The organism is Allorhizobium borbori (assembly GCF_014196535.1).
GTDB classification, from domain to species: domain Bacteria; phylum Pseudomonadota; class Alphaproteobacteria; order Rhizobiales; family Rhizobiaceae; genus Ectorhizobium; species Ectorhizobium borbori.
The window spans coordinates 81492-103077 of record NZ_JACIDU010000013.1; the positions used below are offsets into that span (position 1 = coordinate 81492).

The 21586-nt window shown below is 61.7% G+C and carries 16 protein-coding genes; 7 read left to right on the plus strand and 9 right to left on the minus strand.

Features of this window, described 5'->3' with window-relative positions; translation table 11 throughout:
• Positions 1-31: 31 nt before the first annotated feature.
• The 5 genes from edd to GGQ66_RS15855 form a co-directional block, all read right to left on the minus strand.
• The gene (gene edd, locus GGQ66_RS15835) at positions 32-1852 is read right to left on the minus strand and encodes a phosphogluconate dehydratase (RefSeq protein WP_183793706.1); all 1821 of its coding nucleotides are present in this window, start codon (positions 1850-1852) and stop codon (positions 32-34) included.
• Between the two features lie 94 nt (positions 1853-1946).
• Positions 1947-2642, minus strand: coding sequence for a 6-phosphogluconolactonase (gene pgl, locus GGQ66_RS15840; protein ID WP_183793707.1), 696 nt, complete (start codon positions 2640-2642; stop codon positions 1947-1949).
• Between the two features lie 23 nt (positions 2643-2665).
• Positions 2666-4141 (minus strand): glucose-6-phosphate dehydrogenase, encoded by a 1476-nt coding sequence (gene zwf, locus GGQ66_RS15845; RefSeq protein WP_183793708.1) that lies wholly within the window; start codon positions 4139-4141, stop codon positions 2666-2668.
• 234 nt (positions 4142-4375) lie between these two features.
• Positions 4376-5662 carry an NAD(P)/FAD-dependent oxidoreductase gene (locus GGQ66_RS15850; RefSeq protein ID WP_183793709.1) on the minus strand — a complete coding sequence of 429 codons (1287 nt, stop codon included), beginning with the start codon at positions 5660-5662 and terminating at the stop codon, positions 4376-4378.
• Positions 5663-5671: 9 nt separating this feature from the next.
• On the minus strand, positions 5672-7111 hold the full coding sequence (locus GGQ66_RS15855; protein ID WP_183793710.1) for a glutamine synthetase family protein: 1440 nt from the start codon (positions 7109-7111) through the stop codon (positions 5672-5674).
• 148 nt (positions 7112-7259) lie between these two features.
• Between GGQ66_RS15855 and GGQ66_RS15860 the strand changes: the two genes are divergently transcribed.
• Positions 7260-8393, plus strand: coding sequence for a BaiN/RdsA family NAD(P)/FAD-dependent oxidoreductase (locus GGQ66_RS15860; RefSeq protein ID WP_210287293.1), 1134 nt, complete (start codon positions 7260-7262; stop codon positions 8391-8393).
• A gap of 200 nt (positions 8394-8593) precedes the next feature.
• Positions 8594-8737: a hypothetical protein gene (locus GGQ66_RS15865; protein ID WP_183793712.1), complete on the plus strand. Its 144-nt coding sequence runs from the start codon at positions 8594-8596 to the stop codon at positions 8735-8737.
• Positions 8738-9047: 310 nt separating this feature from the next.
• Here GGQ66_RS15865 and GGQ66_RS15870 read toward each other — a convergent pair whose 3' ends face one another.
• Positions 9048-9299: an SMc00767 family acetate metabolism repressor gene (locus GGQ66_RS15870; RefSeq protein WP_183793713.1), complete on the minus strand. Its 252-nt coding sequence runs from the start codon at positions 9297-9299 to the stop codon at positions 9048-9050.
• 305 nt (positions 9300-9604) lie between these two features.
• Between GGQ66_RS15870 and GGQ66_RS15875 the strand changes: the two genes are divergently transcribed.
• The 5 genes from GGQ66_RS15875 to GGQ66_RS15895 all read left to right on the plus strand — a co-directional run bounded on the left by GGQ66_RS15875 (position 9605) and on the right by GGQ66_RS15895 (position 15187).
• Entirely contained in the window at positions 9605-11014 is a 1410-nt protein-coding gene (locus tag GGQ66_RS15875; RefSeq protein ID WP_183793714.1) for a helix-turn-helix domain-containing protein, read from the plus strand.
• Between the two features lie 121 nt (positions 11015-11135).
• Positions 11136-12230: a polyamine ABC transporter substrate-binding protein gene (locus GGQ66_RS15880; RefSeq protein WP_183793715.1), complete on the plus strand. Its 1095-nt coding sequence runs from the start codon at positions 11136-11138 to the stop codon at positions 12228-12230.
• Positions 12231-12291: 61 nt separating this feature from the next.
• On the plus strand, positions 12292-13434 hold the full coding sequence (locus tag GGQ66_RS15885) for an ABC transporter ATP-binding protein (protein WP_183793716.1): 1143 nt from the start codon (positions 12292-12294) through the stop codon (positions 13432-13434).
• Between the two features lie 12 nt (positions 13435-13446).
• Positions 13447-14358 (plus strand): ABC transporter permease subunit, encoded by a 912-nt coding sequence (locus GGQ66_RS15890; RefSeq protein WP_183793717.1) that lies wholly within the window; start codon positions 13447-13449, stop codon positions 14356-14358.
• 10 nt (positions 14359-14368) lie between these two features.
• Positions 14369-15187 (plus strand): ABC transporter permease, encoded by an 819-nt coding sequence (locus tag GGQ66_RS15895; protein WP_183793718.1) that lies wholly within the window; start codon positions 14369-14371, stop codon positions 15185-15187.
• A gap of 32 nt (positions 15188-15219) precedes the next feature.
• On the opposite strand, the gene GGQ66_RS15900 is transcribed toward GGQ66_RS15895, so the two are convergent.
• The 3 genes from GGQ66_RS15900 to GGQ66_RS15910 all read right to left on the minus strand — a co-directional run bounded on the left by GGQ66_RS15900 (position 15220) and on the right by GGQ66_RS15910 (position 21395).
• Positions 15220-15468: a DUF6460 domain-containing protein gene (locus tag GGQ66_RS15900; RefSeq protein ID WP_183793719.1), complete on the minus strand. Its 249-nt coding sequence runs from the start codon at positions 15466-15468 to the stop codon at positions 15220-15222.
• A 113-nt stretch (positions 15469-15581) separates the two neighbouring features.
• Entirely contained in the window at positions 15582-17393 is a 1812-nt protein-coding gene (locus GGQ66_RS15905) for an AsmA family protein (protein ID WP_183793720.1), read from the minus strand.
• 390 nt (positions 17394-17783) lie between these two features.
• Complete coding sequence (locus GGQ66_RS15910) at positions 17784-21395, minus strand: ATP-binding protein (RefSeq protein WP_183793721.1); 3612 nt, start codon at positions 21393-21395, stop codon at positions 17784-17786.
• Positions 21396-21586: the final 191 nt, after the last annotated feature.

The following is a 21586-nucleotide window of genomic DNA, read 5'->3' on the forward strand; positions in this document are numbered from 1 at the left end:
CGGCGGCTTTTCTGATTTTTGCGCAGGCGTTTCAGTTGAAGAACACGCTCGCGCCCTGATCGGCCGGGCCGGCGATGCGGCGGAAGGAGGCGAAGAGTTCACGCCCGAGGCCGAACTCGTTGGCGGAGAGATCGGCCTCCACCAGTTCACGGCCGGCAAATTCGGCGGCATCCACCAGCACCTCCAGCGTGCCCGCCACAGCGTCAAGACGGATAATGTCACCATCGCGGATTTTGGCGATGGCGCCGCCGTCCACGGCTTCCGGCGTAACGTGGATCGCCGCCGGCACCTTGCCGGATGCACCGGACATGCGCCCGTCGGTAACGAGCGCCACCTTGAAGCCTCGATCCTGGAGCACGCCGAGCGGCGGCGTCAGCTTGTGCAGTTCCGGCATGCCGTTCGCCTTTGGCCCCTGGAAGCGCACGACGGCGATGAAGTCCTTCTCCAGCTTGCCGGCCTTGAAAGCATCCTGAATTTCCTGCTGGTCGTGGAAGACGATGGCGGGCGCCTCGATGATGTGGCGCTCGGCCTTCACGGCGGAAATCTTGATGACGGAGCTGCCGAGATTGCCGGTCAGCATCTTGAGGCCGCCATTCGCCTGGAAGGGGGTTTCGATATGGGCCAGTACCTTGGGATCGGCGCTCTTTTCCGGGATCGGCTCGCGTTTCACCGTGCCGTTTTCGCCAAGCTTCACGTCGATGGCATAGGCCTCCATGCCGTGGCCGAAAACCGTTCGTACATCGTCGTGCAGCAGGCCCTTCTTCAAAAGCTGGGAAATGAGGAAGCCCATGCCGCCCGCCGCGTGAAAGTGGTTCACATCGGCCAGCCCGTTCGGATAGACGCGGGCGAGCAGCGGAATGACATCCGAAAGCTCGGAAATATCTTCCCAGGTCAGCTTGATGCCGGCCGCGCGCGCCATGGCAAGCAGGTGCAGCGTGTGGTTGGTGGAACCACCCGTGGCATGCAGGCCGATGACGCCATTGACGATGGAGCGTTCGTCGATCATCTCGCCGGCGGGCGTGAACTCGTTGCCAAGCGCAGTGATTGCCAGCGCCCGCTTGGCGGCTTCCTTCGTCAGGGCATCGCGCAGCGGTGTGCCGGGATTGATGAAGGAGGCGCCGGGCAGATGGAAGCCCATGATTTCCATCAGCATCTGGTTGGAATTGGCGGTGCCGTAGAAGGTGCAGGTGCCCGGCCCGTGATAGGACTTGGATTCCGCTTCCAGAAGCTCGGCGCGGCCCACCTTGCCCTCGGCATAAAGCTGGCGGATACGACCCTTTTCGTCATTGGGCAGGCCCGACGTCATCGGTCCTGCCGGAATGAAAACGGCTGGCAGGTGGCCGAAGGTCAGCGCGGCAATGGTCAGGCCCGGCACGATCTTGTCGCAAACGCCGAGATAGACGGTCGAATCGAACATATTGTGAGTAAGGCCGATGGCTGCGGCCATGGCAATGAGATCGCGCGAGAACAGCGACATTTCCATGCCCGGCTGGCCCTGGGTCACGCCATCGCACATGGCGGGCACACCGCCTGCCACCTGCGCCACGCCCCCCGCTTCCTCCGCCGCCTGACGGATCAGCGCCGGATAGGTTTCGAATGGCTGGTGGGCGGAAAGCATGTCGTTATAGGACGTGATGATGCCGAGATTGGGCACGGTGTCGCCGGCCAGCGCCTCTTTCCCGGCGGGGGAACAGACGGCAAAGCCATGCGCCAGGTTGGCGCAGCCGAGAACGGAACGCTGCACGCGCTTGCCGGCGGCGGAGCGAACGCGGTCGAGATAGATTTCACGGGTCGGTTTGGAGCGCTCGACGATGCGCTTGGTAATGGTCAGGATGCGGTTATCGGCGGTCATGACGGCGTCCTTTGTTCAAGTCACTGGCCAAAAGGGCAGGGGGAAGCCCTTCCGGCACGGTGCGCGGTCGTTTCATCGGTTCAGGTCGGGCGTGTTACGGTGCCCAGAAAATCGTCAGCGGCGTCTGGGCCCGGCGCAATGCGGCGCGGATCGGCATGTCCTCTTCGGGGCCGTCGCCAAGCGCTGTGTCCAGCACCTGCTTCTTCTCCGCGCCCTCGATATGCAGCGCCAGAAGCCGCGCATCGCGCAACGCGCTGAAGGTGAAGGTCAGCCGCGGCTCGCCCGCACCTTGCGCCCGCATCGTCATGACGCCGCGGGTGGAAGCGGCATCCAGCGCTTCCGCCAGATTGTCGCCACCGGGGAAGAAGGAGGCCGTGTGGCCATCCGTTCCCATGCCGAGGATCACCACGTCGAAGGGCTCGTCGATACCACAGGTTTCCTGACTGGCAATTGTCGCGGCTTCTTCCGCCGTCTTGTCAGCGTGGAAGAGCGGCACGAAGTTCGCATCCGCCGCCTTGTCCTTTAAAAGGTGGGTCGCCACGAGCTGGTGATTGGAGCGATCGCTTTCCGGCGGCACGAAGCGCTCGTCAACCAGCGTCACGGTAATCCGGTCCCAGGGCAGGACGCGTTTCGACAGCACGTCGAAGAAAAGTTTCGGCGTGGAGCCGCCGGAAACGGCAAGGCTGGCCGCGCCCCGCTCCGCCACGGCGGCGTTCAGGGTTTCACTCACGGCGTCCGCCAGCGCTTCTGCCAGCGCCAGCCGTGTTTCATAGCTATGGATATGCGCCATTTCGGTTCCTTCCGGCATGGGCATCAGTCGACTTCGTGCCAGGTGCGGCCGTCGCGTTCGATGAGCGCGATGGAGCCACTCGGACCCCAGGTGCCCGAGGTGTAACCCTGCGCCACCTGACCCGTCTCTTCCCAGCCCTTGAGAATGGGATCGACCCACTGCCACGCGGCTTCCACTTCGTCGCGGCGCATGAATAGCGTCTGGTTGGCGCGCACCATATCCATCAGCAGGCGCTCATAGGCATCGGGATTGCGGACGTCGAAGGCCTGCGCGAAGCTCATGTCAAGCGAGATGTGCTTGAAGCGCATGCCGCCCGGACCCGGCTCCTTGATCATCAGCCATTGCTTCACACCTTCATCCGGCTGCAGACGGATGACCAGTGTGTTAGCCTCGATCCGGCCGGTGGAATCGGTGAAGATCGAGTGTGGGATCGGCTTGAACTGCACGACGATTTCCGACATGCGCGTTGCCAGCCGCTTGCCGGTGCGGATGTAGAAGGGAACGCCGGCCCAGCGCCAGTTGCCGATCTCGGCCTTGATGGCGACGAAGGTCTCGTTGTTGGAAACGCCGCCTTCGAGCTCGTCCAGATAGCCCTTGACCGGGCCGCCGGCGGAAGCGCCGGCGCGGTATTGACCACGCACCGTCAGTCGCTCGGCATTGGCGGCGGTGATCGGCTTCAATGCGCGCAGAACCTTGAGCTTTTCGTCGCGCACCGCTTCCGAATCCATCGAGGCGGGCGGTTCCATCGCCACCAGACAAAGAAGCTGGAGAATGTGGTTCTGCACCATGTCGCGCAGCGCACCTGCCTTGTCATAATAGCCGGCGCGACCTTCAAGGCCGACAGATTCCGCCACGGTAATCTGCACATGGTCGATATGGGCGGAATTCCACAGCGGCTCGTAGAGCGCGTTGGCAAAGCGCAGCACCATTAGGTTCTGCACCGTCTCCTTCCCGAGATAGTGGTCGATGCGATAGATCTGTTCTTCCTTGAACACCTTGCCGATCGTGTCGTTCAGCTCTTGCGCCGAGGCCAGATCGCGGCCGATCGGCTTTTCGACAACGATACGTGTCTGCCGGGTGATGAGCTTGAAATCGCGGATGCGTTCGGAAATATCGCCGAAGATTGCGGGTGCGACGGCGAGATAAAAGGCACGGATGCGCTCCTTGCCCTCTTCCAGCAGCGCCTTCAGGTCGGCCCAGCCTTCGGTCGATTTGGCATCGACCTGCACATAGAACAGCCGCGCGCAGAATTTCGCGACCTGCACCTCGTCATATTCGCCCTGCTTGAGGTGTTCCTTCAGCGCATTCTGGGCGAAGGTGCGATAATCATCATGCGTCATCGCCGAGCGCGAAGCACCGATGATTCGTGTCGGTTCGGTGAACTGGTCGGCGAGCTGACGGTGATAAAGCGCCGGCAGAAGCTTGCGTTCGGCAAGGTCGCCCGTGCCGCCGAAAACGACGCAATCGAAGGGTTCGACGGGGATGATCTGGATGGACATGCGATTTCTCTTCTCCGCGAAAGAATGACGGGCATCATAATCTAATCGATTTAAATACGCCAGTGTGCAACGCAACAAAAATCGGGCAGCCATGCCCGACGCCCCCGCTCGCCGGCGAAAGAGGGGTGCGGCCGGACGTTGGGGAAACACTATCGTTCTGTTTACGCAACGGCTTCACGAAGAACGGACAAGCCTGCGCAAGTCATGCACTGCGAAATTGACAAAACAGGCTTGTCACAGCCTGTCCTTCAGCGCGTACCAGGAAAGGGCGAGGAAGAGCAGCGGCGCCCGAAGGCTTGCGCCACCCGGAAACGCCCGGACATTCAGCTCTTTCAGAAGCTCCAGATCCGGGCTGCGGCCCAGCACCGCTTCGGCATAAAGCCGCCCGCAATAGTTGGAAAGCATGACGCCGTGGCCGGAATAGCCGCCGATGGAGACGACATTCGGCATTACCTCCCGCGCGAAGGGTTGTCGCGGCAGGGTAATGCCCACCGAACCACCCCAGGCGTGGGTAAAGGCAATATCCTTCAGTGCCGGATAGATTTCCGTCACCTGCCGGTGAATGTGGGCGGAAATATCCGTCGGATGATCGGCGGTATAGGCCTCGCGCCCGCCAAACAGCAGACGGTTATCCTTCGTTTTGCGGAAATAGCGCACGACGAAGCGCGAATCGGCCACCGCCTCCTTGCCGGGGATCACATTCGGAAAATCATCGAGTGGCACTGTGGCGCCGATGAAGGAACGGATTGGCATGACATGCGCCGCCGTCACCGGTTCCAGTCCGCCAATATAGGCATTCGTGGCGATCAGCGCCTTGCCGGCGGTGATCGTACCGGTCGCCGTGTCGATTTCCACCTTGCCGCCGCCCGAACGGATGGCCGTGGCCGGCGTATTCTCGAAAATCGCGGCACCGGCGGCGCGCGCCGCGTTGGCCAGTCCGATCAGAAGCTTCATCGGCTGGATATGGCCGGTGCCCGTGTCGCGCACGCCGCAATAGTAACGGGTCGAACCTAGCCGTTCCGCCGTTTCCTTGCGGTCCATGAAGGTGGAGTGGGGGTAGTTGTAGCGCGCGGCGGCAATCTCGGCATTGGCCTGATAATCGCGCTCATAACCCGGCTTGTGCGCCACATTCATCTGGCCCGGCAGGTAATCCATGTCGATGCCGTGTTCGGCGGCAAAATCCATCACATGCTTCTTGGCGCTTTCGGCAAGATCGAACAGCGCCTTGGATCGCGTAAAGCCGAGCTTCGCCTCCATCTCTTCCGGCCACCAGCGCTGGCCGGTGCCGAACTGGCCGCCATTGCGGCCGGAAGCGCCATCGCCCAGATGATGCGCCTCGATGAGGGCAACGGAGACGCCGGCCTTCGCCAGCGCATAGGCGGCCTGAAGGCCAGTGAAGCCACCGCCGACAATGGCGACGTCAACGGTGCGCGAACCGTCGAGCGCGGCAAAATCCGGGCGCGCGCCCGCATCGGCCTGATACCAGGAAATGCCCGGCGCAATGGGGCTCTGCCACAGCATGATGTCCCCTTAGACGTTGAGAAGCAGGAATTCCCGCTCCCACGGGCTGATCACCTGCATGAAAGTTTCAAACTCCGCCCGCTTCACCCCGGCGTAGAGGCCGATGAATTCCGCGCCCAGCACGTCGGCCAGATCCGGGGCATCTTCCAGAAGCGCCACGGCTTCCAGCAGGCCGCGCGGCAGTTCGATGAGGCCTTCGTTGGCGGTGTCCTCGGTCGGGGCGGTCGGCTCCACCTTGTTGACCATGCCGAGCCAGCCGGCGGCAAGCGATGCGGCAAGCGCCAGATAGGGGTTTGCATCGGAGGAGGGCAGGCGGTTTTCCACACGCCGCGCCGCCGCATCCGAAACCGGCACGCGGAAGGCCGTGGTGCGGTTGTCATAGCCCCAGGCGGTGTTCACCGGGGCCGCCATATCCGGTGTCAGGCGGCGATAGGAATTCACATAGGGCGCCATCATCACCAGACCGGCCGGCACATATTTCTGCATGCCGCCAATGAAGTGGAAGAATTCCGGTGAAGCATCGCCGTTCGGCAGGGAGAAGATGTTCTTGCCGGTCTTTGCGTCGACCACGGACTGGTGGATATGCATGGCCGAACCGGGCTGGCCCTGCATGGGCTTGGCCATGAAGGTGGCATAGATGCCGTGCTTCATCGCCGCTTCGCGAATGGTGCGCTTGAACAGGAACACCTGATCGGCAAGCGCAATGGGATCGCCGTGGCGCAGGTTGATCTCGAGCTGGGCCGGGCCTTCCTCGTGAATGAGCGTATCGATTTCGAGACCCTGCCCCTCGGAGAAGTGGTAGATGTCATCGATCAGCTCGTCGAATTCGTTGATGCCGGCGATCGAATAGCCCTGACCGCCGACGATGGAGCGGCCCGAACGGCCCTTCGGCGGATAGAGCGGATAATCCGGATCTTCGTTCTTGGCGACGAGGTAGAACTCGATTTCCGGCGCGACGATCGGCTTCCAGCCGCGCTCGGTGTAAAGGCTCAGCACGCGCTTCAGCACGTTGCGGGGGGTATAAGGCGCTTCCTTGCCATCGGCGCCGACCACATCGCAGATCACCTGCGCGGTCGGATCGGTTTCCCACGGCACGGCGGAAAGGGTGGAGAGGTCCGGCATCAGCTTGAGGTCGCTGTCGCGCGGCTCGTAGCGGAAGTTTGCCGTCTCATCGGGATATTCGCCGGAAATGGTGTGGCGGTAGAGCGCCGAAGGCAGGGCAAGCGAGGTGTTGCCGGTGAATTTGGAGGTCGGCATCATCTTGCCGCGCGGCACACCGGCAAAGTCGGGCGTGATGCACTCGATGTCCTCGATGCCTCGGGCGCGCAGCCAAAGGGCGGCTTCCTTCCAGTTGGCCACCCCCTTGGGCTGGTCGAAGCTTGGTTGCGGCACGGCCGCTTTCGTCTGGGGTTTGCTGGAAGAGGCGCCTGATTTGCGTTTGGCGGGCATGGATCACCGGTTTGATGTTTCGGTCTGAGCCATGATAGACGCGGCTTGACGCGTTTGGCGAGAGGAAAAACGGCGAAGCTTTCGCCGGGAAGGACAAGTCGTGGTTCACAAGCAGGATGTGATCGTGATCGGTGCCGGAGCAGCCGGCATGATGTGCGCGCTGACGGCAGCCCGCCGCGGCCGGCGGGTCGCCATTCTGGACCATGCCGCAGCACCAGGCGAAAAGATCCGCATTTCCGGCGGTGGGCGCTGCAATTTCACCAATATCCATGCCGGACCGAAGAACTATCTCTCCGCCAATCCGCATTTCGCCAAGTCGGCGCTCGCCCGCTTCAAGCCGGCGGATTTCATCGCCATGGTGGATGCCCACGGCATTTCCTGGCATGAGAAGACGCTGGGCCAGCTCTTCTGCGATGGCAGCGCCAAGGATATCATCGGCCTTTTCCTGAAGGAGCTTGCGGCGGCGGGCGCACGGCTTCACCTGAAACAGTCGGTCGTTTCCGTCGAAAGGAACGGCGACACCTTCCGGGTGAAGACGGAGACGGATGTATTCGAGGCGCCGGCGCTGGTCGTGGCCTCCGGCGGCAAGTCGATTCCCAAAATGGGTGCGACCGGGCTTGCCTACCGGATTGCCGGTGAGTTCGGCCTGAACGTGCTTGAAACCCGCCCCGGCCTCGTGCCGCTGACGCTTGATCCGGCATTTCTGGAAAAGATCGCGCCGCTGGCCGGCATTTCGGTTGATGCCGAGGTGCGTCATGGCAAGACAGCCTTCCGCGAGGCGCTGCTTTTCACCCATCGCGGGCTGTCCGGCCCTGCCATCCTGCAAATCTCCTCCTATTGGCGGGAAGGCGACGAGATTTCGATCCGCATCGAACCCGATAAGGATTTCGCCGCGCTGTTCGATGCGGCCCGGCGCGAAAACGGGCGGCAATCCGTGGCGACGGCGCTTGCCGCCGCTCTGCCGAAGCGGCTGGCGCAATTCTTCGTAACCGAAACGGGCACGGAAAGGCCGCTCGCCGAACTCTCCGGCAAGGCGCAGGCCGCGGTGGTGGATCGGTTACGGGACTGGCGCATTCGTCCGGCCGGTTCCGAAGGCTACCGAACGGCGGAAGTGACGCTTGGTGGCGTCGATACGGGCGGGCTCGATTCCCGCACCATGCAGGCGAAGGCCGTGCCCGGCCTCTATTTCATCGGTGAATGTGTGGATGTGACCGGTTGGCTTGGTGGCTATAATTTTCAGTGGGCCTGGGCATCGGGTCATGCGGCGGGGGAGGCGGTCTGACACGACCCGCAGGAAATCGCACCATTTTTCGGGGTGGTCGATTCATCCGATCTTAAAGAGTCAGGTGGGATGCTCTCCCTCCGGGATGGTGTAGCCGTCCCGCTGGTCTGCCCGGCCTCCGGAACGAAGCCGCATCATGATGATTGGCCGACCTGCCCTCGTGGCATGATAGACTTCACCCGTTTCCGGGATGCCTGTCCATGACCAGACTGCGCCACCGTGCCCGCGCCATTGCCCTTGCCGAAACCCGCTACCAGAACGCGCTTCTTTTCTGGCGCCTGACGGGACTTGGTCTCGCCGCCCTGGCGGCCTGGTATCTGCTGCCGCCGCTTTCGGTGGTCTGAAAGCCCTCTGACGCAGCGGTCGTATCGCGGCAGCGACGCGTCACACTGCGCGCGCATCCTTTTCCCAAACGCAAGAAACCGCGACGGCTTGGGCCATCGGCGGTCTCTTTTTTTCCTCCTCAGGAAATCACGGGAACCGGCTGAGCCTGGCGGTTACGGTTCCGAAAGGGCAACATCGGCCCGGTTACGGGGCCGGGCCGATGTGTAAGCGGGACGAATTCCATGGAAACCGGGAGAGTTTCCAAAGGGTTCTTCATGAATTCGCCCCTGGGACATGGCGGCTCATGGCAGCCGCCAATGGGGAATTGTCTCAAGCCACTTCGCTGCGGGGCGCGTTGGCCAGGATAACGGGGATCAGAAGATCGCCCCAGTTGCCATTGCCGCCGTGGTGACGCGCCGAGCGGACCAGCTCAACCGACACGCCGGCATCGACTGCCTTCATGATCGACTGGTTCAGGCGGTGCAGGTCGTTGGCAACCATGCGGATCATCGCCTGCTGATCGGTGTTCATCGCGGAAGCCTGTTCTTCGGCGCGTTCCTTGACTCGGGTCTGCGGGGTCATGGCATTTCTCCTCTTGTGATCCGGGGTTCTTGATCTTTCGCCATGGCGGTTTGTAAAAACCGGTCACGACATCCTGTATTTCTGTCTCTCGTCCCGGACGCTCCTCCTCCGTGAGCTGTCTTGCCCGGTTCTGATGTGACTGGTTTTACAAAACATCGGATGGAAGCGCTAGAAAAAACGTAAAAACAACGGCTTGAAAAGGGTCAGGATGTCTTGTCTTTGACAAAAGACGAATGTAAAATTGTAAATCTTGTAAAGGCGACCGTGCGCCTTTCTGTCGAAAATTTTGTCAAAAGGCTGTAAAAATGGCGGAAAAGAAGATCTTTGCCGGCCCGCGTGTCAAGCGCATCCGCGCCAGTCTCGATCTCACCCAGACGGCCATGGCCGAGGCGCTCGGCATTTCGCCGTCCTATCTCAATCTCATCGAGCGCAACCAGCGCCCGCTGACGGTGCAGCTTCTGCTGAAACTGGCCACCGTCTACAAGGTCGACCTCGATGAATTGCAGGGCGAGGCGGCAGGCGCTGTCGGCCATCTGCGCGAGATCTTTGCCGATCCGCTTCTGGCTGGTGAGGTGCCGGGCGAGCATGAACTGGTGGAACTGGCCGATGCCGCGCCGAATGCTGCCACCGCGCTCGTCAAGCTCTACCGCGCCTATAAGGAGCAGACGGCGCGGCTGTCCGACCTTGCTGCTCTTCTGGCGCAGGAGGGGCACGAGACGACGCTCTCCGGCGCCCGCCTGCCGATGGACGAGGTGCGCGGCACGCTGGAGCGCCGGGCGAATTTCTTCGCCCGTATCGAGGATGCCGCGGAGGCTTTCCATGCCAGGCTTGCGCCCGGTGACGATCTCTCGGGCGCGTTGAAGGCATGGCTGCGCAGCGAACACGGCATCGCCGTTCGTCTCTTGCCGGTCGAGGCCATGCCGAACCTGCGCCGCCGTTACGACCGTCACTCGATGCGCCTGTTCCTGTCCGACCGGCTGTCCCCCTTCGACCAGACACGCGAGCTGGCGATGGAAGCCGTCCTTCTTTCCATCGGGGCGGATATTGCCACCGAACTGGACGGCCTGGGGCTCGATGGTGACGAGGCCCGGCGTATCGCCCGTTTCGAGCTGGCGCGCTATGCGGCCCATGCGCTGATGATGCCTTACGGCGCCTTCCTTTCCGCCGCGCTGCGTAATCGCTACGACATCGATCTCCTGCGCAGCCGGTTCGCCGTGTCCTTCGAGCAGGCCGCCAATCGGCTGACGACGCTTGCGCGGCCCGGCAGCACCGGCGTGCCCTTCTTCCTCGTTGAAATGGACCATGCCGGCAATGTGCTGCGGCTGGCTGGTGCGCAAGGCTTTCCGCGCACCCGCTTCGGTGGGCTCTGTCCTAAACTGAATATCCACTCCGCCTTTGCCCAGCCGGCGCAGCTTCTGGTCGATCGGGTGGAAATGCCGGATGGCGGTGGTTTTCTCACGGTGTCGCGCACGCTCAAAGGGCCGCAAATGCCGTTCAGCGAAAGGGTGCGCCGCTCTGCGGTGCTCATCGGTTGCGATATCGCTCACCGCGACGAGGTGGTTTACGGCGCGGCCGCCACCGCAACCATCCCTGTCGGTACGGCCTGCCGGTTGTGCGAGCGTCGTGGCTGCCTGTCCCGCGCCGAGCCGCCGCTGACGCGCCCGCTCGGTCTCGACGAGATGGTGACGGGACTCTCCGCCTTCGATTTCCAGTGACGTTTACCGATTTCTGCCGCGCTGCAAATCTCCTCTTGTGGGGCGTGCAAATCCTTTCTAGTCTCTTACCAAAAGGGGAACGACGACACCCCCAGTCGTTGAGATAAGTACAGGAGTCATCATGAAATCCAGCATTTCCGGTTTCGTTGCGGCCTTCGCTACGGTCCTGCTCGCAACCTCCGCTCTCGCGCAGGAGCGGGTGGTCCACGTTTACAACTGGTCCGATTATATTGATGAGACGGTGCTTGAGGAGTTCACCAAGGAAACCGGCATCAAGGTTGTCTACGACGTGTTCGACAGCAATGAGCTGCTTGAAACCAAGCTTCTGGCCGGTGGTTCCGGCTATGATGTCGTCGTTCCGACCGGTCCATTCCTTGCCCGCCAGATTTCGGCCGGCGTGTTCCAGAAGCTCGACAAGTCCAAGCTGCCGAACCTGAAGAACATGTGGCCGCTCGTTTCCGAGCGTCTCGCGAAATACGACCCCGGCAACGAATATGCCGTCAATTATATGTGGGGCACCACCGGCATCGGTTACAACGTGGCCAAGGTCAAGGCGGCGCTGGGCGATGTGCCGGTCGATAGCCTCGACGTGATCTTCAAGCCGGAAAACGCAGCCAAGCTGAAATCCTGCGGCATCAACATTCTCGATGCGTCGGATGAAACCTTCGCCATCTCCATGAACTATATCGGCAAGGACCCGGACAGCAAGAATGCGGCCGATCTGGAAGCCGGCGGCGAAGTCTATAAGGCCATCCGCCCCTCGGTGAAGACGTTCAACTCCTCCGCCTATATCGATGACCTCGCCAATGGCGACATCTGCATCACCATCGGCTGGTCGGGCGACATCCTGCAGGCCAAGTCGCGTGCCGAGGAAGCTGGCAATGGCGTTGCCGTGGAATATGTCATCCCGAAGGAAGGCACCTATATGTGGTTCGACAACCTGGCCATCCCCGCGGATGCCAAGAACGTTGCCGAAGCGCATGAATTCATCAACTTCCTGATGAAGCCGGAGGTCATCGCCAAGGCCTCGAACTACGTGCAATACGCCAACGGCAACCTCGCCAGCCAGCCATTGCTGGATGAGTCCGTGTTCAAGAACCCTTCCGTCTATCCGGACGATGCGACGATGAAGAAACTCTTCACCATTTCGCCCTACGGCCCGAAAGAACAGCGCGTGCTGAACAGGGTCTGGACCGCGGTCAAGACCGGTAGCTGAGAACAGGAAAAAGCGGCGGTAACGCCGCTTTTTCTATGATGCCGCAGAGCCGGAGCACGACATGGCAAAATCGCTTGGACCCGTCAAACGCAAGTTTTCTCCCTGGACCGACCCGAATGAAAAGCCCTTCATTCGCTTTGAAAACATCACCAAGACCTTTGGCGACTACACCGCCATCGACAATCTGACGCTCGATATTTACGAGCGTGAGTTCTTCTCCCTGCTCGGTCCTTCCGGCTGCGGCAAGACAACGCTGATGCGCATGCTCGCCGGCTTCGAGGAGCCGACATCCGGCCGCATCCTGTTGCAGGGCAAGGATATTTCCGGCGTGCCGCCCTATCGCCGCCCCACCAACATGATGTTCCAGTCCTACGCGCTCTTCCCGCATATGTCGGTGGAGAAGAACATCGCTTTCGGCCTGAAGCAGGATGGTCTGCCCAAGGACGAGGTGACGGCGCGCGTGGCGGAAATGCTCAAGCTGGTGCAGCTTTCGCAATTCGCCTCGCGCAAGCCCAGCCAGCTTTCCGGCGGCCAGCGTCAGCGCGTCGCGCTTGCCCGTTCGCTGGCCAAGAAGCCGAAGGTGCTGCTGCTCGATGAACCGCTCGGCGCGCTCGACAAGAAGCTGCGCGAGGAAACCCAGTTCGAATTGATGGATATCCAGACCAAGCTTGGTCTGACCTTCCTCATCGTGACGCACGATCAGGAAGAGGCGATGACCGTTTCCGACCGCATCGCGGTGATGGACAAGGGCGTGGTGATGCAGGTGGCGACGCCGGCGGAAATCTACGAGGCGCCGAACAGCCGCTACGTTGCCGATTTCATCGGTGACATCAACATTCTCGAAGGCAAGGCGACCGCTGTGGGCGGCGGCCTGACGAAGCTCGATTGCGATGGCCTTGCAATTGCGGTTGCCGACGAAGCGCCATGCACGGCAGGCGACAGCATTGCCTTCGCCATCCGGCCTGAAAAGGTTGCGATTTCGCTGGATGCCCCGGCGGATACATCGGTCAATACCTTCCACGGCGAAGTCTGGGACATCGGCTATCTCGGCGATTTCTCGGTCTTCATCGTTCGGGATGAAAATGGACGCACGATGCGCGCCGCCCAGGCCAACATCGCCCGTCTGGTCGATCGTCCGATCACCTATGGCGACATGGTGTGGCTGTCATGGAAGGCCGAATCCGGCCTTGTCCTGACCCGCTGAGGGAGAATTCCGATGGCCGTCACCGAAGCCGAACTGAGTTCGAAACCCAACCCGGCCCGCTGGCTGGTGGTGCTGGTGCCCTATGTCTGGCTCCTGCTGTTCTTTCTTGCGCCATTCCTCATCATCCTGAAGATCTCGCTGTCCGACACGGCGATTGCCATGCCGCCCTATACGCCGGTTTTCGACGGCTTTGCGTCGTTCGGCACCTTCCTTTCAGGGCTGGATTTCGACAACTATGTCTTCCTCACCGAAGATCCGCTCTACATGGATGCGTATCTGTCCTCGCTCCGGATTGCGATCATCTCGACGATCCTGCTGCTCCTCATCGGTTATCCGATGGCGCTCGGCATGGCGCGGGCGCCAACAACCATCCGTCCGACGCTGGTGATGCTCGTCATCCTGCCGTTCTGGACCTCGTTCCTCATCCGCGTCTATGCGTGGATCGGCATCCTGAAGCCGGAGGGGCTGCTGACACTCATTCTTCAGACGGTCGGCTTCCTCGGGCCGGACGAGCAGGTGCAGATTTTCCGCACGGAAGCGGCTGTCTTCATCGGCATCGTCTATTCCTACCTGCCCTTCATGGTGCTGCCGCTCTATTCGGCGCTGGAAAAACTGGATGGAACCCTGCTGGAAGCGGCAAGCGACCTCGGTTGCCCGCCGTGGAAAAGCTTCTGGCTCATCACCTTCCCGCTTTCCATTCCCGGTGTCATCGCCGGCGCGATGATCTGCTTCATTCCGATCACCGGCGAATTCGTGATCCCCGACCTGCTTGGCGGTGCCGGCACGCTGATGATCGGCAAGACGCTGTGGACGGAATTCTTCGGCAACCGTGACTGGCCGCTCGCCTCCGCCGTTGCCGTCCTCCTGCTTCTGGCGCTGGTGGTGCCCATCGCCATCTTCCAGAACCAGCAGCAGAAAGCGTGAGGAGGCCGATATGAAATTTACCCGCCTCGACGCAACGGTTCTCACCTTCTGCTTCGCCTTCCTCTATATCCCGATCCTCATCCTGATCGTCTATTCGTTCAATGAATCCAAGCTGGTTACCGTCTGGGGCGGTTTCTCGCTGCGCTGGTATCGCGATATGTGGTCGAACCAGGGACTCATGGATGCCGCGTGGATCACGGCGCGCGTCGGCGTTCTGTCAGCTACGCTCGGCACGATACTCGGGACACTGGCGGCACTTGCCATGACACGGTTTACCCGGTTCAGGGGGCGGCTGCTGTTTTCCGGCATGATCTATGCGCCGCTCGTCATGCCGGAGGTTATCACCGGCCTGTCGCTGCTCCTGCTCTTCGTGGCGCTCGGCATCGATCGCGGCTTCTGGACGGTCATCATCGCGCACACGACCTTCACCATGTGCTACGTGGCCATCGTCGTGCAGTCCCGTCTCGTGACCTTCGATCGCAGTCTGGAAGAGGCCGCGCTCGATCTCGGTTGCCCGCCGGTCAAGACCTTCTTCGTCATCACCCTGCCGCTCATTCTGCCGGCGGTGATCTCGGGCTGGATGCTGGCCTTCACCCTGTCGCTGGATGATCTGGTGATCGCAAGCTTCACCACCGGACCGGGCGCAACGACGCTGCCGATCAAGATCTATTCACAGGTGCGTCTCGGGGTAACCCCGGAAATCAACGCCATCAGCACGATCCTCGTCGGTATCGTGACCCTTGGCGTCATTGCTGCCTCGCTGACGGCCAAAAGCCGCGAGCTTCAGCGCCAGCGCGACGAGCGCGCCGCCTTCCGGGCGGTGGGCTGACGCATCCAGGCGTTGCTCGTTCCGCAGCGGGGTCAATCCCCGGTGCGGGGCGGAAGAAAGACGTAGGCAACAAGCCAGACGGGCACGACGATAATGGCGCCAAGCGCGATGTTCGGCAGTGCCCAGTTCACCAGCGCGGTGGCTTTCAGCCACAGGCTTTCCGGCGTCATGCCGATCATCGCCAGAATGGATTGGGCGGTGATTCCAAAGAACGATAGGCCGACGCCCGCGATCAGCGAGGCAAGCGCGATCTTGAAGAGCCCGATCAGAAATTTCCGCATCGTGTCTGTCCCCACGCCGATTCGATTGCGCTATTCTAGAGCATTTCCGTCCGTCTTAACCGGAAATGGTCTGGCGGCAAGCGGAACCGTTTGCGCACGGAAGCCTCGTCTTTTCAGGGGCCATTACCGATGGCCGTTACCATCGGGCTGGCATCTGGCCCCTCGATCATCATGGAAACATCGGTACCGGCCCCCGCGGACAGAGGCGAGAGGTGAGCGCGGATCGCAACCTCGTCACTTTCTGAAAACGTGCCGGAGAGGCTGAGCCGGTCAGTGTCATTTTCCAGTACGGCACTGTCGACGGTCACCGCCCCTTTGTCCACATCGAGGCGGGCGTCCAGGCGATCGAAATCGAAGTCGGAATCACCGGCAGCGGTCAAGGGAAAGGGAACGGCGAGCCCGGCAAGCGCACGCAGCGAAGAGGCGGCCAGGCGGTCCAGATGCCCCTTGTTGGCTGTGATGGTTGCTTTGCCGGAAAGATCGGGGCGCCGCGTTTCGATGAAGGGGCGTTCGCTGGCCAGGCTGATGTCGAGTGAACCGGGTCCGCTCGGCCAGAGTTCGGAAAGCCTGAGCCGTTCGCCAAGCCGGGCCAGGTCGATGTCGCGGATCGAAAGCTGAACCCGCATGTCCTGTCCTATTCCCTTGGGCCCTGAACTCAGCCGCCCGCTCAGACGACCATCCTCAAATTCGCTGTCGCCGATGTCGATCAGGGCGTGATCCTGACTGATCAGCATGCTGGCGGCAACGTCGCTGAGGTGGACCTCGCCAAGCCGTACCTGCCCGACCGAAAGACGCAGATCGAAAGCGGCGACCGGCGCCGGCCGGGCATTTCCGCGTGATGTCACGAACTGGTTCATCAACGGCAGAAGATTATTGATGTCGCCGACATCGAAATCGGCAAAAGCGAGTGTGCCCGTAAATTTCGGCAGGCTGTCCGGCTTGAGCGCCAGATCCAGAATGCCGGTGGCGGAGGTATCGTTGATGGAAAAGGCAAGCTGTTCGAACCGCAACAGGCGGCTGGTGGCGCTGAGCTGGGCCGTGGCGCGTGCTGTCTGCATGGCTTCCATGCCCTTCGGCGCCCGCCCGTACCAGGCCAGCAGCGCAGGCAGGTCCTTCGCTTCAAGCGAGAAGCCGCCGGTGAAGAAACCGGACAAGGCCAGACTGGCCGAACCTTCCGCCGTGATGGTGGCACCCGGAAGCGTCAGTGAAAGGGTCATAGGCGCGTCGCCACCGGCAATCAACCGGCGGAACTGGGGGGCCGTCAGGTCCGCTCTTACCGGCTTGCCCGCGATATCCGCGCTGATCGAGCCCATGAAGGGTTCACCCGCGTCGGGCCAGGACAGTGTCGCATTGATATTCGCAATGACAGTCTGTTCGCTGGCATCCTGTTCGATGACGAGAGATCCTTCACGGATCGTCAGCTTGCCGAATGTTCGCTGGGCGAAGGGCCAGGGACCAGGCCGGAAACCATCGGCCAGCTGCCGGGCCGCGTCGATGAAGTCGCCGCCGGTTTCGGGCAGTCGGTCGCGCCAGCTATCGTCGAGGTGAAAGTGTGGCCGGTAAAGCCTGAAATTGGAAAAATCGAGTGTGCCCGACAACGCCTCGAGCACGGAAAACTCGGCCGAAAGCTGCTCGGCTTCAAAGAAGGTCGAGCCATCACCCTGCCGTACGGTTACGTTCCGGTAGGTCAGCGACGGCGAAGGCCACAGGGTGAGTTCGGGCGGGGTTTCCGCCCCGATATCCACCCGGTTGCGGGCCTTGATATCCGCTTGCAAGGCCGCATCAAGCCGTTCGGTGGACACCAGCACGGGAAGGGCAAGCCACAGAAGAAGGCCAAACGCCGCCAGAATGGCAACAAGTCGCAGGCTGATGCGCCCGATGCGCTTCAGCCGTTCGCCTTGCCGTTCCCATGCCATTGCGCGCATGTGATGCCTGTTCCCTGAGCCGTTGCGAAAGAGACAATGCGCCTCGCAGGGGGCTGATGTCTGAATGCTGCCCGTCGCGGTCCCTGCGCAAGCCGATACAGGATTTGTCGCGTTGTGGCAAATCCCCCCGCATCGTCGCAGATTGCGCACGAACAGAAAGAATCCTTCGAAAACGGCATCTTATTCGGGGTCGATCGCCCGATCTTAACTGTTTTTTAAAACGAATTTGCGAATTCTATAGTCAACTTGGGGTCATCCCATGAAAGGATGACTTGGGGCCGATCACGCCCCGGAACATGACATGATGTTGACGCCTCGCCCCCTCGTTTGACAGCATTCGACTTTAAAGGCAGCGTCTTGCTGCCTTTTTTTTTGGTGTCACCCGCAATGTCAGTTTGCCAGAACCCGCTGCGGCGGAAACAGGATTTCCACAAGGGTTCCCTCATTCGGCGAGGACTGGATGACGAAGGCCGCACGATTGGCCTCGGTCATGGCCTTCGTCAATGGCAGCCCTAGTCCTGTGCCTTCACCCCGTTTCTGTTGTCCCGAGGTAACCTGCCGGAAAGGCTTCATCGCCTGTTCCAGCTCCGCCCGTGTCATGCCGATGCCGGTGTCGCGAATGCGCAATGAAACACCGCCACTGGCCTCATAGGAGGTCGAAACCACGATCTGCCCGCCCGATGGCGTGAAGCGGATCGAATTCGCAAGAATATTGAGGACGATCTGCTTGATCGAACGGAGATCGGCTACAACGGCTGGGACGGATTGCGAAAGCGCGGTGCGGATGATCACGCGCTGGCCGTTCGCCTGCGGTTGTACCAGAGAAACAGCCTCGGCAATCGTCTCGTTCAGGCTGACGGCGGTGAATTCGAGATCCATCTCGCCCGCCTCGATCTTGGAAATGTCGAGCAGGTCGTTGACGATGTCGAGCACGTGCCGGCCCGAACGGCCGATATCATTGGCATATTCCACATAGCGCGGATGGCCGATGGGGCCGAAATGCTCGGAGGCCAGCAGGTCGGAAAAACCGATGATGGCGTTGAGCGGCGTGCGGATTTCGTGGCTGACGCGAGCCAGGAAGTCCGTCTTGTGGGCATTGGCGGTTTCCGCAGCCCGCTTGGCGTTGCGTAATTCTTCCTCGGAGCGCTTCCACTGGGTAATGTCGCGCATCACGGCGCAATAGCCGTTGGAGGACGTCAATCGCCCGATGGTCATGAACAGGGGCAGGAAGCCGCCGGATGCTTCGCGGCCGATCACTTCGCGTCCGTCATTCAGCACGCTCATCACGCCATTGCCGGAAAGGCCGGAAAGATAGTCGGCAACCGCCCGCTGGCTCTCGTGGGCAAACAGCATGACGAAGGGCTTTCCGCGCGTTTCGTCGTTGTCATAGTTGAACAGCGCGCTGGCCGAACGGTTCATCGAGCGGATTTCACCATCATGGCTGAGAATGACGACGCCATCGGTCGCCGTTTCGAGGATCGAGCGCAGTTCGTCCGCTTCAACGCGCAATTGCGCCATGTCCGCAGCGGTCGTATCCGTTGCAACGGCTGCCACAGGGGCGGGTGGCTCGGCCTTTGCCGTCTGCCCCGCTTCGAGCGGCATCAAAGCCAGCATCAGCGCGGTGGCGCCTTCCCAGCGAATGGATTGCAGCTTTGCCGTTACCGGCACGATCTCGTCATCGGCCCGCACCACCATCATGGTCCCCGGTGCCAGATCCTTGCCGGAGAGGTCGCCGCGTTGAAGGAGCGCATCGAGCCCACCGACATCGCGCACCGCGTCAAGGTCGTCGTAACCGGTCAGGCGCAGGAACTCCGGATTGGCGTGGTAAAGCACATCGCCGGCCAGAACCAGAAGCGCGACGGGCATTTGCGCCAGAACGGCTGGCGTCAGGCCATCGGCAGGCGTGGCCGGGGCCTCGATCATGTCCGCAGGCGCTTCGGCCTCGGGCTCCATCACCGCTTCTTCCGGTTGCGTTGCCTCGACGGTCGGGGCAGGGGTATCGTTTACAGCCGCCACCTCGTCAGGGGTGATCGATTGGTCCTCAACCGTCTCGTTGGCTGGCTCATCCGCCTGACGGAAGGATTCGAGCTTGCGACCGATCTCGCGGAAGGCCGCCTGTTCGCCGGGTGTCAGGCTTTCAAAGGCCTTGGCGCGGTGCTGTTCCAGGCTGACGATCTTGTCGGACTGCACCGGCGCAGGCGGTTCAACAAAACGCAGGGCTGGCGGTTCACCTTCCGGCCATTCGGACGGATCTATGGCGTTGATGCTTTCTTGCAGGGAAGGCTTTTCGGAGGCTTCATCCGAGGCCGCGATCGTCTCTTCAACAGCAATGTCCGCATCGGGACCATCCATCGGGGCAAGATCGTCGGCCACTTCGGACCCGACCTCGACCGCCTCGATCTCCGGATGCAGGTTCTCGGTTGCCTCGTCGTCGGGCATGGAGAAGACCGATACTTCCGCAACCGGCATCTGCACGTCATCAGCAGCGTCGAAGGTCGTTTCCTCAGCCTCGATGGGCGCATCCAAGGGGGCGTCGGCGCTATCCGGGGTCGGATCTTCTACGGCTGGAACGACGTCCACCGGCATTTTCTCGGCCGCAATCTCGGTAACACCGATGGTCAGTCCGACACCGTTGGCGTCTTCCACCGCATCGCCGGGGCGCACGATGCCGAAGCCCCGGAAGCCATCGAACTCCCGCGAGCGGTCATAGGCGGGCAGGGCGGCGAGATCGACCGGCACCTTGAGGCGGCTGCCTTCCACCGGCCAGTAGACTGTTTTGCCGGACCAGGTGTCGCGGCGGGCCAACGCTTCGATCACCTTACCGTCCGGATCAAGGCCATAGCGCTCGGCCAGAGCGGTGAAGAACTGCCCCTTGACGTCAGCGGCATGCGGTCCGACGGCCTCGGCGAACTCGCCCGAAATATCGCTGAAACGGCCTTCGGCATCCGTCTTCCACACGAAGCGGAAGGTGCGGCGGTCCGGATCGAACCGGAACGAGGAGAGGGTGGCTTGCACATCGGCGGCAGGCGCATCGCTCACAGGCGCAGCCGGAGCCTGCTCGATCTCCAGCGTCGGTTCTTCCGCCATGTCCATAACCGCATCGGCCTCGTCTTCGGCGGGCTGCGTTTCGATTTCCTCGATCTTGGCGATGGCGGCAAGCGTAGCTTCGTAATCCGGCAGTGGCAGACTTGCCGGTGCCGGCTCGGGCAATGCCACGGGCAACGCCGTTTCCGCGGCTGGCTGCAGCGCTTCCACGACGTCCTGTGCAGGCTCGATAATCGTCGGTGCGCCTTCCGTCAGCGTGGCGGTATCGGCAACATCCAGCCGGGTCTCGTCGCTTGCCGGTTCCGGCTCCACGGTCAGGATCAGGTTGAGATCGTGAGAAACACGGGCAATGGCGGCGGGCAGATAACCGCGCAGGGTGGGAATGGGACGCTTGACCAGCCCGGCGGCGTCGCTGGCAGCCAGAGTGACAAACATGCGCGCCGTCTGCGGTGTCACGCCCAGCGCTTCGAAACCGGAAGAGGCGGCGACGAGCGCGCCATCGGCGTCGAGAACGGCCATATGTGTGTCGGGGTCATCGAGGCCGGCCAGCATCTCGCCCGCGCGGCTGGCCAGAGTGCCTCCAGCCGTCGCGGCGGGGGTCGAAAGCAGAAGCGCGGTCGCGCCATCCACAAGGGTGATAACCTCGGCCGAGGCGCTGACGGTGGTACTGCGGAAACCGCTCGAAGCGCGCATCAGGAAACTGCGGCTTTCACCCGGTTCGCGCAGCCGGCCGGCGGAAGCCTGAAACTGGCGGAAGAAAACCGACAGGCGGTCCGGCCCCTGTTCGATGAAATCATAGACCGACGAAAAGCCGAACAGCGCGGCGCCCGCACCATTGGCCCACAACACGCGCTCCATACCCGCGGAAAACAGCGCAAGGGCATCACCGGCGGCATAATGTGCGCGCACCTTCTCGTGCACGGCAATATCGATGAACGGATAGTAAGCGTCGACCATGGGGCGATCCATTGACGTTCCTGCAAGACTTATTAACAGATTATTAATAGCCTTGCACGCCTTCAGGGTCCATTCTCTGCGCAAGCCTATCGGGTAACACGGTTAATTGCCCAAGGGTCTTCCTGGCGTCTGTGTTTTTTTGTAGAATACCGATCGTCAAGGCTTGCAAAAGCGCCGAACACCTCGTATGT